The sequence below is a fragment of the Actinoalloteichus hymeniacidonis genome (assembly GCF_014203365.1).
Classification (GTDB): domain Bacteria; phylum Actinomycetota; class Actinomycetes; order Mycobacteriales; family Pseudonocardiaceae; genus Actinoalloteichus_A; species Actinoalloteichus_A hymeniacidonis.
Map to the genome: position 1 here is coordinate 4,744,586 of NZ_JACHIS010000001.1, position 13,048 is coordinate 4,757,633.

At 66.3% G+C, this 13,048-nt stretch carries 12 protein-coding genes; 1 reads left to right on the forward strand and 11 read right to left on the reverse strand.

Translation table 11 applies throughout. The annotated features are described in order from the left end of the window. Positions 1-97: 97 nt before the first annotated feature. The 6 genes from BKA25_RS19790 to BKA25_RS19815 all read right to left on the reverse strand — a co-directional run bounded on the left by BKA25_RS19790 (position 98) and on the right by BKA25_RS19815 (position 7,069). Positions 98-1,681, reverse strand: coding sequence for an aldehyde dehydrogenase family protein (locus tag BKA25_RS19790; RefSeq protein ID WP_084642685.1), 1,584 nt, complete (start codon positions 1,679-1,681; stop codon positions 98-100). Positions 1,682-1,788: 107 nt separating this feature from the next. Next, positions 1,789-2,811, reverse strand: a complete 1,023-nt coding sequence (locus tag BKA25_RS19795) for a hypothetical protein (RefSeq protein ID WP_157420988.1) — start codon at positions 2,809-2,811, stop codon at positions 1,789-1,791. A gap of 100 nt (positions 2,812-2,911) precedes the next feature. Further along, complete coding sequence (locus tag BKA25_RS19800) at positions 2,912-3,199, reverse strand: hypothetical protein (RefSeq protein WP_069847625.1); 288 nt, start codon at positions 3,197-3,199, stop codon at positions 2,912-2,914. A 53-nt stretch (positions 3,200-3,252) separates the two neighbouring features. Further along, complete coding sequence (locus tag BKA25_RS19805) at positions 3,253-4,932, reverse strand: sodium:solute symporter family protein (RefSeq protein WP_069853383.1); 1,680 nt, start codon at positions 4,930-4,932, stop codon at positions 3,253-3,255. 155 nt (positions 4,933-5,087) lie between these two features. Further along, the gene (nucS, locus tag BKA25_RS19810; protein WP_069847623.1) at positions 5,088-5,747 is read right to left on the reverse strand and encodes an endonuclease NucS; all 660 of its coding nucleotides are present in this window, start codon (positions 5,745-5,747) and stop codon (positions 5,088-5,090) included. 80 nt (positions 5,748-5,827) lie between these two features. After that, the gene (locus tag BKA25_RS19815) at positions 5,828-7,069 is read right to left on the reverse strand and encodes a S8 family peptidase (RefSeq protein ID WP_084642683.1); all 1,242 of its coding nucleotides are present in this window, start codon (positions 7,067-7,069) and stop codon (positions 5,828-5,830) included. 143 nt (positions 7,070-7,212) lie between these two features. On the opposite strand from BKA25_RS19815, the gene BKA25_RS19820 reads away from it, so the two are divergent. Then, entirely contained in the window at positions 7,213-7,770 is a 558-nt protein-coding gene (locus BKA25_RS19820) for an NUDIX domain-containing protein (RefSeq protein WP_069853381.1), read from the forward strand. Positions 7,771-7,824: 54 nt separating this feature from the next. Here BKA25_RS19820 and ehuA read toward each other — a convergent pair whose 3' ends face one another. The 5 genes from ehuA to murA form a co-directional block, all read right to left on the reverse strand. Then, positions 7,825-8,640 carry an ectoine/hydroxyectoine ABC transporter ATP-binding protein EhuA gene (gene ehuA, locus BKA25_RS19825; protein WP_069853380.1) on the reverse strand — a complete coding sequence of 272 codons (816 nt, stop codon included), beginning with the start codon at positions 8,638-8,640 and terminating at the stop codon, positions 7,825-7,827. A 32-nt stretch (positions 8,641-8,672) separates the two neighbouring features. Continuing rightward, positions 8,673-9,338 (reverse strand): ectoine/hydroxyectoine ABC transporter permease subunit EhuD, encoded by a 666-nt coding sequence (gene ehuD / locus BKA25_RS19830; RefSeq protein ID WP_069847621.1) that lies wholly within the window; start codon positions 9,336-9,338, stop codon positions 8,673-8,675. Further along, on the reverse strand, positions 9,335-10,030 hold the full coding sequence (gene ehuC, locus BKA25_RS19835; RefSeq protein ID WP_172803745.1) for an ectoine/hydroxyectoine ABC transporter permease subunit EhuC: 696 nt from the start codon (positions 10,028-10,030) through the stop codon (positions 9,335-9,337). Before ehuC ends, ehuD begins: the two co-directional genes overlap by 4 nt. 18 nt (positions 10,031-10,048) lie before the next feature. Continuing rightward, positions 10,049-10,966, reverse strand: a complete 918-nt coding sequence (gene ehuB, locus BKA25_RS19840; protein ID WP_069847617.1) for an ectoine/hydroxyectoine ABC transporter substrate-binding protein EhuB — start codon at positions 10,964-10,966, stop codon at positions 10,049-10,051. Positions 10,967-11,740: 774 nt separating this feature from the next. Then, on the reverse strand, positions 11,741-13,009 hold the full coding sequence (gene murA / locus BKA25_RS19845) for a UDP-N-acetylglucosamine 1-carboxyvinyltransferase (protein ID WP_069847615.1): 1,269 nt from the start codon (positions 13,007-13,009) through the stop codon (positions 11,741-11,743). Positions 13,010-13,048: the final 39 nt, after the last annotated feature.

Genomic DNA, 13,048 nt, shown 5'->3' on the forward strand with positions numbered 1-13,048 from the left:
GCGCGCTCCCCACGGGTCGCTTGCTCAAGCCGTCAGTCCGGCAAGCACCGCCAATGGGTGAGCACCCTTGTGGACCGCACCCTCGTCCCGCCCGGACTCAGCGACCGTAACGCATCCGGACCAGCCGCAACAGCCGGCGAACGGTGCCCGCTCGGCGCCCGAATGTCAGGGCGTTGATCAATGGCCTGCCGCGCCGCCTGGTCACGGACTTCGCCTGGGCGAACTCATGCAGTCCCGCAGCGCCGCGCACCCGACCGTAGCCGGAGCCGCCGGTCCCGCCGAGTGCCAGCGCGGGAACCACTCCGATCGTGCCCGCGCTGTTGACCGCGACCATCCCCGCACGCAGGTTCGCCGCGATCTCCTCTCCCCTGCTCGCGGAGAACACCGAGGCGCCGAGCCCGAAGGCCGATGCGTTGGCCGCCTGCACCGCGGCATCCAGATCGGGCACCCGGTTGATCACCAGGATCGGTCCGCCGGTCCGCTCGGTGAGTACAGCGGCGTCCTCGGGTACATCCAGCAGGATCACCGGTTCGACATAGGGCGGACGCAGCGACTCCGGGCCACCGACCAGGCAACGCGCGCCACGCTCGATCGCATCGGAGAGGTGTTCTCGGATCACGTCGACCTGGCTGGGCAACTGCACCGGACCTAAGTCCGCACCGGGCTGTCCGCCCGGTCGCAGTCGTCGGGCCCGCTGCTCGACCAGGTCTACGAAGCGATCGGCGACCTCGTCGAGCACATAGACCCGTTCCAGCGAGGTGCTGTTCTGTCCGGCGTTGGACATCGCGCCCCACACCGCCGATTCGGCGGCGGCGACGAGATCGGCGTCGGAGTCGACGAGCATCACGTCCTTGCCGCCGCACTCCACCGCGACCGGCGTCAGGGTCTGCGCGCAATCGACGAGCACCTGTTTGGCGGCAGCGGCGCTGCCGACGAAGGAGATCTTGTCGACCCCCACCGAACACAGCGCGGCGCCGGTAGCGCCGTCGCCGGTGGCCACGGTGAACACCGGGTGTTCCGGCACGACCTCGTTGAACGCCTCCGCCAAGGCGACCGCGACGCCCGGCGTGAGCTCGCTCGGTTTGAGGATCACGGCATTGCCCGCCGCCAGGGCACCCACCACCGAGCCCATCGGGGCGAAGGCGGGCTCGCCTGCCGAACCGATCACTCCGACGACCCCGTAGGGCTGGTACTCCACGGTCGAGGCGTGGTTGGTCATCAACCTGCCGGTGGCCACCCGCCTGCGCCGCAGGGTTCGTTCGGCGTGTTCCGCCGCCCAGCGCAGATGCTCCAGAACCATCAGCAGTTCCAGCCTGGCGTCATCCAGGGGTTTGCCCGTCTCGGCACAGATCAACGCGGCGATCGGCTCGATCTGCCGGAACAACGACACACGCCATTGATCCAGCCGGATTCGCCGCTGCGCGAAGCCAAGCTCCTGCCACCAGGTCGCCGCCAGACGGGAGACGGCCAGGGCCTCGGCGAGTCGGGTGGGCGTGGTGAGTGGATGCCTGCCGACCAGTTCTCCGGTCCGGGGGTCGTGCGAGGCGAACTCGGAGGGGGTCGCCTCGTCCTGCTGCTCGGAAGCGTCCCCGGAAGTCGACTCGGTGGCCGCCTTGGCTGCTTCCTCATCCGCCGGCAGCGGGGGGACCTGGGCAGACTGATCGATCTCGCTCCGTTGCATACGCAGTCCTCCCGCCGATGACGACCTCGGATCAGCCGAAGATTACGCTGCTCGGCTCGAGGACCGTCGGCGGCGACCGACAGCCTCGATGGCCAGGCCAGGCCGGCTCACGCCGTGATCCGTTCCTTGACGACCGCTGCGGCCTCGGTGGCCAGGGCACAGGTGTCGATGCCGCTCACCATGATGTCGGCCATCGACACCGTCACCACCTCGTAGTCGCCGCTGTCCTCGAAGTCGGCGTGCACCCACCTGACCTCGCACTCCGGGAAGACGTTCTCGTCGAGAATCCGATATGCGGTGATGCCGCCGAGGTCGATCTCCTCGGCGCCATCGGTATCGGCCGGGTCGAAGTACACCTCGAAGCTCGTTCTCAGCTCGACCCCGCTCAGCGACCAGGCGCAGTCGTGCAGGCCGTACGAGTCCGTCAGGCTGCCCTCGCCGACCCAGGCCGCGGTTTCCTCAGGTTCGAGAATGGTGCAGGGATCGACTCCGCCGAGACCTTGATCGCCCGCCTCGTTCAGCGGCGGGTCCGAGCGCAACAACTCGATCGCGTGCTCGGCGAACTGCCGGCCGGTGTCGCAGACGTCGTCGACCATCGCGTCCATCTGCACGGTGAACGACTTCGCGTCCGGTAGATCGGTGGTGATCACCCGGAGGAAGCAGACTCCACCGCCGTCGCCGTCGACCGACTGGATATGGGTCTTGAGCCCGGCGACCTCGCCGCTGGCCTGTTCCGCCTCGGAGAACACCGAGTCGCCGAGGGTGAAGTTGAGGCTGACCGGCTCGCCGTCGGGATCGGTGCCGTAGACCCCGCAGCGGCTGTAGGCGGTCCGGCTGAAGTCCGGCGCGCTACCCGCGATCTCCTCGAACAGGTCCTCGTCGACCAGCGCGCACGGGTTGACGTCGCGCAGGGCGTCGCGAGTCAGTGCCTCGTCCTGCTCCTGCGGTTCACTGCTGCCGCCGGAACCGTCCGTCTCACTGCTCTGCTCCGAGACCTCGCGGTCGGCAGCGGCAACGGTCGTTCGTTCGAAGTTGGCCTTCGCAAGGTCGGTGCTGCCCGCGCATCCCGCCGTTGCAAGCAACAACACGGCCGGGACCAGGGCAAATCGAAGGCGTCGCAGACGATGCACGGGGAGCACCGTAGCGCCAGCGACCCACCGATGAGGGAACAACCGCCAATCCGAGATTGACGATCACGCTGTGATCACACCATCTCACACACTGTCGACATCAATGCTTGTCGGTGTCGTGGTGCTCGATGACGCTCGGGTCCACCACGACCGGACGCAACCGCGCCCAGACGGCGAACAGCAGAGACATCAACAGCATGCCCAGGCCCGCCCACAGATTGATCTGGATGCCTGCCGCCTTGATCACGTCCGCCTCGGAGGTGAATCCGATGCCGATGATGGTGAGCACCGCCCCGTAGATGGCGAACAGCAGCGCAAGGATCCAACGCAGGTCGAAAAGCCCGGCGCCTCGATGGACCTGCACCCCGCGGGCGTCCTGTTCGGTCATGCCGGTCCCTTTCCAGAGTGCCGAATCGCTGCCTGTCCGACCGACGTCGAGCGTCAGCCGAAGATGATGTTCAGGACCACGGCCAGGGCGAGCGCCCCGCTGCCCAGCAGGGCAGGCGAGCGGTACCAGCCCGCGTCCCGGCCGGTCGTCGAGTGCGTCCGATCCGCCTTGGGCGTCAGGCTCCACACCAGGCCGCCCAACTCCGACTCCGGCTTCGGCTTGGTCACCATCGTCACCACCACGCTGACCAGGATGTCGATGACGAAGGCAGCCCCGGCGCCCAGGAAGCTCGCGCCCTGCCCGGGCAGGTTCCAGACGCCGGTCTCGGCCAACACCGAGACGGTCACTGCGGTCAGGGTGCCGACGACGAGGCCGATCCAGCCTGCGGCAGGCGTCATCCGCTTCCAGAACATCGCGAGGATGAAGGTGGCGAAGAGTGGGGCGTTGAAGAAGGAGAAGAGCTGCTGGATGTAATCCATGATGTTGTTGTAGCCAGAAGCGATGAATGCGGTCCCGATGGCGATGATGGTGCCGACCACGGTCGCCCTACGGCCGATCTTGAGGTAATAGGAATCCGGTCGGTCGCGTCGCACGTAGGTCTGCCAGAGGTCATAGGTGAAGACCGTGTTGAACGCGCTGATGTTCGCCGCCATTCCAGCCATGAATGCGGCCAGCAGACCGGTGACCGCGACGCCGAGAATGCCGTTCGGCAGCAGATCGCGCATCAACACCGACAGGGTGTCGTTATAGTCCAGATCGCTCGCCTGCCCCGCTTTGAAAGCGGCGAGTTGCGGCGACAGCACTCCGGCGATCATGCCGGGGATGACGACCACGAAGGGAATGAGCATCTTCGGATAGGCGCCGATCAACGGGGTTCGCCGAGCCGCCGACATACTAGAGGCCGACATCGCCCGTTGCACCTCGACGAAGTTGGTCGTCCAATAGCCGAAGGAGAGCACGAAACCGAGACCGAACACGGTTCCGAGCACGCTGAGGAACGCATTGCCGAAACCGGTCAGCTCAGTGGCGGGCCAGGCGGAGAGCTGCTGGGCGCCCGCCTGCTCGGTGATCCGCTCCTTGAGCCCGTCCCAACCGCCGACCTTGCGCAGGCCCACGATGGTCAGGGGCAGCAGAGCCGCGACGATCACGAAGAACTGCAGGACCTCGTTGTACACCGCAGCCGACAGCCCGCCCAACACGGTGTAGCTCAGCACCACCGCGGCGGCGACCACCACCGACACCCAGATCGGCCAGCCGAGCAACACGTTGATCACCAGGGCGAGCGCGAAGAGGTTCACCCCGGCGATCAATACCTGCGCGGCGGCGAAACTCAGGGCATTCACCAGATGGGCGCCTTTACCGAAACGTCGACGCAGGTACTCCGGAACACTGCGCACCTTGGAACCGTAGTAGAAGGGCATCATCACGATACCGAGGAACACCATGGCAGGAATGGCGCCGATCCAGTAATAGTGCATCGTCGGCATGCCGTGCTGCGCACCGTTGGCCGCCATTCCGATGATCTCCATCGCGCCGAGATTCGCCGAGATGAAGGCCAGGCCCGTCACCCACGCGGGAAGCGATCGACCGGAGAGGAAGAAGTCGAGGCTGGTGGACACCGAACGGCGCGCAAGATAACCGATCAACAAGACCAGCACGAAGTAGACGATGATCAGCGCATAGTCGATCGGACCCGCGTTTAGGCGCAGCGTCTCTTGCGCAAGAACCGTCACCGAAGCCACCTCTCGATGAATGATCAATCGACGTTTCCGAGACGTTGCGTGCGGGGGATGCCCGAAGAGTAACTCGGAAAGAGGGGTGGCGCTCGGCCGTGGGACACGCAGGGTGCTGAACCGGAATTGCCCGGTTCAGCGTCGTCGGTTCGGTATCAGAAGAGCCGGAACTCGTCGGGTTCGATACCGCGCAATGCGTCGTAATCAAGGATCACACAACGGATTCCTCGGTCCTCGGCCAGTGTCCTAGCCTGCGGCCTGATCTGCTGCGCCGCGAAGATCCCCTGTACCGGAGCGAGCAGCGGGTCGCGGTTGAGCAGTTCGAGGTATCGGGTGAGCTGTTCGACGCCGTCGATCTCGCCGCGCCGCTTGATCTCCACGGCGACCGAGGCACCGTCGGCATCCCGGCACATCAGGTCGACCGGTCCGATCGCGGTCGGGAACTCCCGCCGCACCAGGCTCCACCCGTCGCCGAGCGTGCTGACATGTTCGGCCAGCAACTCCTGAAGATGGGCCTCGACCCCGTCCTTGACCAGGCCGGGCTCCACCCCGAGTTCGTGCTTGCTGTCGTGAAACACCTCGTCGATGGTGATCACGACCCGTTCGCCCGCCTTGTTCTGGACGGTCCAGATGTCCGGGTCCTCGATGAGCCAGCACGGCGGACTCATCCAGTTGAGCGGTTTATAGGCCCGGTCGTCGGAATGCACGGAGACCGACCCATCCGCCTTGATCAGCAGCAGCCGGTTGGCCATCGGCAGATGAGCGGTGAGCCTGCCGACGTAATCGACCTGACAACGAGCGATGACGAGACGCACACGGCACAGCGTAGAGAAAGCCATGACGCGTGCGGGCCGGTGCCCCGCTCCAGCGCGCGACACCGGCCTTGGATCAACGATCAGGGACCGACATAGAGCAGGAGATTCGGCGTACCGACTCCGGGATCCTCGATCAGGTCGGGGGTCGCGTGTGCGACCAGTACCTCGTCGATCTCCTCGGGAGTGGCCTCCGGATTCACCTCCAGGTAAAGGGCCACGCCTCCGGCCACATGTGGTGCGGCCATCGAGGTGCCGCTGATGGTGTTGACGGCGGTGTCGGATCCGATCCACGCCGAGGTGATCCCCACACCCGGTGCGAACACGTCGACGCACTCACCGAAGTTGGAGAAGCTCGCCCGGATGTCCTCGCTGTCGGATGCTGCCACGGTCAGAGCCTCGGGGACCCGTGCCGGGGACACGGTGCAGGCGTCGACGTTCGAGTTCCCCGCCGCGATCGAGTAGGGGATCCCGCTCGCGATGGAGTTGACGACGGCCGCGTCCAGAGCGTCGGAGGCGAGGCCACCGAGGCTCATGTTCGCCACGGCGGGTGCGGTGGCGTTCTCGGTGACCCAGTCGATGCCCGCCACGACACCCTCGGTGGTTCCGGATCCCCCGCAGTCGAGCACGCGGACTCCCACCAGGGCGACCTCCTTGGCGACGCCGAACTCGGTGCCGCCGATGGTGCCCGCCACATGCGTCCCGTGGCCGTTGCAGTCCACTCCGTCCTGTCCGTCGCCGATCGCGTCGAAGGCCGCGGTGGCGCGCCCGCCGAACTCCTGGTGGGTGGGCTGGATGCCCGTGTCGATCACATAGGCGGCGACAGACGGGGCCGTGGTCTCGTAGGTGTAGGTGCCGTCCAGGGGAAGCTCACGCTGATCGATGCGATCCAGGCCCCAGGTCGCGTCGAGTTGCGTGTCGTTGGCCGTGGGATCGGTGAGGGAGACCTCCTGGTTCTGCTCCACGAAGGACACCCCGGGGTCCAAGGCCAGCTGCGCGGCAGCCGCCTCGTCCATCTCGACGGAGAATCCGCGCAAGGCGCTGTCGTAGGTCGTGCGCAGCGTGCCCCCGTACGCCTCGATCATCGCCTCGGCCGTGGTGTGCACCAGTTGAGCGGACACCGTCTGCGGAAGCACTACGAGGTAGCTGTTCGGAATCGCCGCAGTGCTGTCCCGGGCTCGGATCTTCTCGAGCCCGGACTCGGCCGGATCCATCGACGTGGTCGCGTTCGCCATGGCCAGACCCGTGGTAGCCGTGCCAATCAACAGTGCGAAGGTCACTGCACCCATTCGGGCGGACCATCGCCGCCGGTAGTCGTGTCCCATCTGCCGAACTCCTCCCGAGCGATTTGACGCCTCGCCTTCTCGTGTTACCGGCAACCGGATTCGCTGACCAGCGACATCATTCGATCGCGCGGGGTGACCACCCGGCAGTGGCGATCCTGCCGAAGTTCGGCACGATCGCAGCCATGGACACGGTGAGTTCCCGAGAGGTGTACGCCAACCCGTGGATGACGATCCGCGAGGACGCGATTCGACGGCAGGACGGCACGGCGGGCATCTACGGCGTCGTCGACAAGCCCGACTACGCGCTGGTGATCCCGCTGGACGGCGATCGACTGCATCTCGTCGAGCAGTATCGCTACCCGCTGGGCCTGCGTCGCTGGGAGTTCCCGCAGGGCACCGCCCCGGACCGCGCGGATCTCCCGGGTACCGCGCTGGCCCAACGAGAACTACGGGAGGAGACGGGTCTGCGCGCGGGCAGCCTGGTGCACATCGGCCGGTTGGACGTCGCCCCCGGGATGTCGAGCCAGCGTGGCCGGGTGTACCTGGCGACCGATCTCGTGGCGGGCGAGGTGGAACGCGAGCACGAGGAGCAGGACATGCGGGCAGGCTGGTTCAGTCGTGCGGAGTTCGAGGCGATGATCGCCGAGGGCACCGTCACCGACGCCCAGTCGATCGCCGCCTATGCACTGCTGCTGTTGCACGAGCGCACCACGCGCTCGAGCCCGGTCCGACCGGAGTGATCTCCGGACGGACCGGGCTCGGATCCTCTGAGGACGCGGGAGGTCCTGCCAGCCTCAGCTCTCGTCCAAAACCGACTGCAGGAACTTCTGCGTACGCTCCTGCTTGGGCGAGTCGAAGATCTCGCCGGGCGGCGCGGCCTCGATGATCCGGCCCGCGTCGAACATCATCACCCGGTTGGAGACGTCCCTGGCGAACTTCATCGCGTGGGTCACGCACAACATGGTGATGTCACTGGACTTGGCGACGTCCCGCAGCACGTCGAGCACCTCCGCCGCCAACTCCGGGTCGAGTGCGGAGGTGACCTCGTCGAGCAGCAGGATGTCCGGTTCCATCGCCAGCGCACGGGCGATGGCCACCCGCTGCTGCTGACCACCGGAGAGCTGCGACGGGTAGGAGGAGACCTTGTCGCTGAGGCCGACCATCTCCAGCAGTTCCTTGGCCCGTTCCTCCGCCTCGTCCTTGGACTTGCCCAGGACGTGCACCGGCGCCTCGGTGACGTTGCGCAGCACCCGCATGTTGGGGAAGAGGTTGTACTGCTGGAACACCATGGTGATCCGGCCGCGAACCTTGCGGATGTGTGCCTCGCTCGCCGCGGCGAGCTTGCCGTTGCGCTCCTCGTGGTAGAGGTAGTCGTCGCCGACCTTGATGGTGCCGCTGTCCGGCTTGAGCAGCGTCATCAGCATTCGCAGGATCGTGGTCTTACCCGATCCACTCGGCCCGATCAGCGTGACGCGCTCGCCTGCTCCCACCGAGAACGACAGATCGTCGAGCACGACGTTCTTGCCGAAGCGCTTGCTGATGTCGTCGAACCGGATGAAGTCGGCCTGTCCCTGGCTCTTCTCGGGCACGGCGCTGCTCGCTTCGGTCATCGGTTTGCTCCCCTTCTCATTCATCCCGTCGGTCACGCGGCCCGGACCTGACCGAAGCGGCGCTCGAAGATCCTGGCGAACCAGGACATCACCAGCGCGGTCACCAAGTAGAGGATTCCGGCCATGGTGATCGGCTCTGCGTAGAGGAACGTCTCGGAGCCGATCGAGAGGGCGACCGTCAACATCTCCACGACGGTGATGGCCACCAGCACCGGCGTGTCCTTGAACATCGCGATCACATAGTTGGCCAGCGCGGGCATCGCCCTGGGCAGCGCCTGCGGGAGGATCACGCTGGTCCAGGTGCGGCGAGCGGGCAGGTTCAACGCGCGCGCCGCCTCCCACTGGCCTGCGGGCACCCCGTCGATGCCGGAGCGGTAGACCTCGGAGACGTAGGTGGCGTAGTGCACGCCGAGGCCGATCGCCGCAGTGAACAGCGTGGAGAAGCTGATTCCCACCGTCGGCAACACGTAGAACAGGAAGAACAGCTGTACCAGCAGCGGCGTGGAGCGGATGAACTCGATCACCACTGCGGCGGGCACACTGATCCACAGGCTCTTACTGCGCCGCAACAGGGCGAACACCAGACCGAGCACCAACGCGATCAGATATCCGAGCACGGTGGCCTGCAGGGCCACCACCAGACCGGCCAGCAGGTCCGGAATCGAACCCCAGAAGACATCCCAGTCCCAGGTACTCATGCCGAGGCCTCCTTGCGGAAGATGCGGGCGATCATGCCCGGCGGCACCGTTCGACCGAGCGAGGCCGCAGCTCGCCGCTCAAGGAAGCGCATGAGCACCGTGAATATCAACGCGATCACCCCGTAGGCGACCAACAGGCCGCCGAACACCCCTGCGGTGTTCTGCGTCGAGGCGCGGACCAGCTGCGCACCGAAGGTCAGATCGGACAGGTACACGATCGAGACCAGCGCGCTGGCTTTGAGCAGTTCGATCAGGTTGTTGCTGAAGGCGGGGATCATCGCGACGATCGCCTGCGGCAGCACCACCTTGCGCGTCCGCTGCCATGGGGTGAAGTTCAACGCGGTCGCGGCCTCGAGCTGGCTCTGCGGGATGGCGCGGACCGCACCCCGGACCACCTCGGCACCATAGGCCCCGATGTTCAAGGCGAGCGCGAGCACCCCGGCGAACAGCGGGGCGAGCTGGTAGCCGAAGCGGGGGATGACGAAGATCAGCCAGAACAGCACGATCAGCGCGGACATCCCTCGGAAGATCTCGGTGTAGAGGAAACCCATCGCACGGAGGATCTTGTGCTTCGACAGCCGCGCCAAGCCTGCGGCGAATGCGAAGACCAGTCCGAGCAGGGCACCGAAGATCGTGAGCTGGAGGGTGACCACCAGCCCTTCGATCATGTATTGCCAGAGTCCCGGAGACAACGGGTCAACTCCTTCCGGTCAGGCCGTCGGTGCCTGGCACAGTTCGGCGGCGGTCAGATCCGTCATCTCGTCCTCGGTGAAGCCGAAGGGCTCCACGATCGGGAGCAGCAGGCCCTCGCTCTTGAGAGTCACGAGCTCGTTGTTGAACGCCTCGACGATGTTGCGCTCGCCGAGTCGGAAGCCGAAGCCGCCCGCGCCGTTCTGCGGGACCCCGTCGACCTCGGGGATGAACGGCGGCTCGGAGAGCTGCAGACCGGAGTCCTCACGGCTGGCGAGTGCGGAACGCAGCGACAGGGTGGAGAGCAGGAAGGCATCGGCCCGGCCCGCCGTCACGCCGTCGATCCCAGAGACCTGGTCGGGGAAGACCACGATCTGGTCCTGCGGCACACCCACTCCGGTGGCCACGGACTCCTCGACACCGCCCACGATCACGCCGAGGACCACCTCGGGATTGGCGACGACGTCGTCCAACGTCGTCAAGCCCAGCGGATTTCCCTCGGGGACCAGGAACGCATAGGGCGCGTTGTAGTCGGGGTTGGTGAACAGGATCTGTTCGCATCGCGCGGGAGTGATGTACATCCCGGCCGCGATCACATCGAAGAGTCCGGCGTTCAGCCCCGGAATCAAGGAACTGAAGTCTGCGAGCTTGGGGACGAACTCGTCCACGCCCAGCCTGCTGAAGATCTCTTTGCCGACCTCGGCGGCCTGACCGGTCAGGTCGCCTTCCGAGTTGATGAACGCGAACGGGGTCTCGTTGGCGAACCCCATCCGAACGTTGCCTCGCTCGCGCAACTGATCGAGAAGATCGCCGCCGCCTCCCGCCGTCGAGAGGTCGATCGAGCTGCATCCGGCGAGACCGGCACCCAGGCCGACCGCCACAAGACCGCCGGTGGCACCTCGTAGGAAGTTCCGTCGGGTGACGTTTCCAGCAAGCACGGAAGGCCGCTCCCCCACTCGGTGACAGGACGATGCCCAGCCGTCACGCTGCGGCGACTCGGCGTGTCGAACGTAGGCGGAGCCTCTGCGAGCGTCAAAGTTCGACGCGATCGTAACGCCGGGCGTTATGCGAACGAGATAGGAGAAGAAGGCCGTGATTCGCGCGTTCGATCAGCCGCGAAACTATGGGTAACCAGCGATTTCACCCGTTTGGCTTACCTTCGAGTAGCAGATGTGCTATATGGGTCACTATTAGGTTACGATCGACGGCCCGGAGGGCCGATGCGGCCTGATCAGAGGAACTTGCGAACCCACCGGACAGTGTGCATGGAATCCGGTTCACCAGCCGTAAAGCACTATTAACACAACGCGGAGCCGGTCGCCGGAATACCCGTTTCACCACCGCATCGGGTGATTATTCAACTACTGCGAGTGCGTTTCGGGGGCGATTCCGAACTCGTTTCGCGAACGGCCGTTCGACCGTCGAATGCCGGTCGTCGCAAGCAGACAACGATAAAGCTGACCGGGTTCGGCCGTTGCCGATGAATTCCCCAGCGCGCGACTTCCGATCGGCGATCGCGGCACGGGCCGGACGGCCGGGGGCAGGCCGAACCCGCGTGGGCGAGCGATGCGGTCGCAGCGGCGGGTGGTGTTCGCGCTCAGCGGCACGCTGACGGACCGGCGACGCCCCAGACGCCAGGTGGTCGTGACCCCGGCGTCTGGAGCCGCACAACGGATTGGAGCGGTGGTGCGATCTTCTTCGAGCGCAGCCAATCAGCGCTCGGGCGGTGCGGAGACCCGCTCCACCGAGGCGCCCAGGCCCACCAGGTTCTCGACGAACCTCGGGTAACCGCGGTCGATGTGGAAGACGTCCCACACCTCGGTGATGCCGTCCGCGCACAGACCCGCCAGCACCAGACCCGCGCCTGCGCGGATGTCCGAGGCCCACACCGGGGCGCTCGACAGGCGCTCGACGCCACGCACCACGGCGTGGTGGCCATCGGTCCGCGCGTCCGCGCCCAACCGGATCATCTCCTCGACGAACCGGAATCGGGCCTCGAAGATGTTCTCGGTGATCATCGACGTGCCGCGCGAGACAGCCGAGAGCACGATGGCCATCGGCTGCAGGTCGGTGGGGAAGCCGGGGAACGGCAGCGTGACGAAGTCCACCGACTCCGGACGACCGTCCATCACGACACGGAAGCCGTCGGTCCTTGCCGTGACCTCGGCACCCGCGGTCCGCAGCTTGTCCAGGACCAGTTCGAGGTGCTGTGGGTTCACCCCGTGCACGTCGACATCGCCGGAGGTGGCGGCGGCGGCGATCGCCCAGGTCGCACCGACGATGCGGTCGCCGATGACCCGGTGCTCGGTGGGCTGCAGGGAGGTCACGCCGTGCACCGTCAACGTGGAGGTGCCCGCGCCCTCGACCTTCGCGCCCATCTGCTGGAGCATCAGGCAGAGATCGACGATCTCCGGCTCCCTGGCGGCGTTGTCGATCACTGTGGTGCCATCGGCGAGCACGGCCGCCATCAGGATGTTCTCGGTCGCGCCCACGCTGGGGAAGTCGAGCCAGATCTGCGCGCCGTGCAGGCCCTCGGCCTCGGCGACCACGCAACCGTGCTCGATCTCGCTGGTGGCGCCGAGTTGGCGCAGGCCGTTCTGGTGCATGTCCAGCGGTCGCGAACCGATCGCATCGCCGCCCGGCAACGCGACGACCGCCCGCCTGCATCGGCCGACCAGCGGACCGAGGACACACACCGAGGCACGCAGTCGACTCATCGACGCGAAGTCGGCGCGATGGCTCGGCTGCGCGGGGGTGGTGATGGACACCGTGTCCCCGGTGATGGTCACCTCGCATCCGAGACCCCGGAGCACGTCCGCCATCAGCGGGACGTCCAGAATCTCGGGACAGTTGGTGATGGTCGTGGTGCCCTCGGCCAACAGCGCGGCCGCCATCAGCTTCAACACGCTGTTCTTGGCGCCGACGACGTCGACCCTGCCGACTAGCCGGGCACCGCCCCGGACCTGGAAGTGCTCGCTCACAGGCAGCCAGGGTAGAGGTCGACTTCTACCCGCCGCGCC

Excerpts from the sequence above, each read along its gene's own strand:
- BKA25_RS19790 (WP_084642685.1), bottom strand. The coding sequence starts at position 1,681 with ATGCAACGGAGCGAGATCGATCAGTCTGCCCAGGTCCCCCCGCTGCCG.
- BKA25_RS19800 (WP_069847625.1), bottom strand. The coding sequence starts at position 3,199 with ATGACCGAACAGGACGCCCGCGGGGTGCAGGTCCATCGAGGCGCCGGG.
- BKA25_RS19815 (WP_084642683.1), bottom strand. The coding sequence starts at position 7,069 with ATGGGACACGACTACCGGCGGCGATGGTCCGCCCGAATGGGTGCAGTG.
- BKA25_RS19820 (WP_069853381.1), top strand. The coding sequence starts at position 7,213 with ATGGACACGGTGAGTTCCCGAGAGGTGTACGCCAACCCGTGGATGACG.
- ehuA (WP_069853380.1), bottom strand. The coding sequence starts at position 8,640 with ATGACCGAAGCGAGCAGCGCCGTGCCCGAGAAGAGCCAGGGACAGGCC.
- ehuD (WP_069847621.1), bottom strand. The coding sequence starts at position 9,338 with ATGAGTACCTGGGACTGGGATGTCTTCTGGGGTTCGATTCCGGACCTG.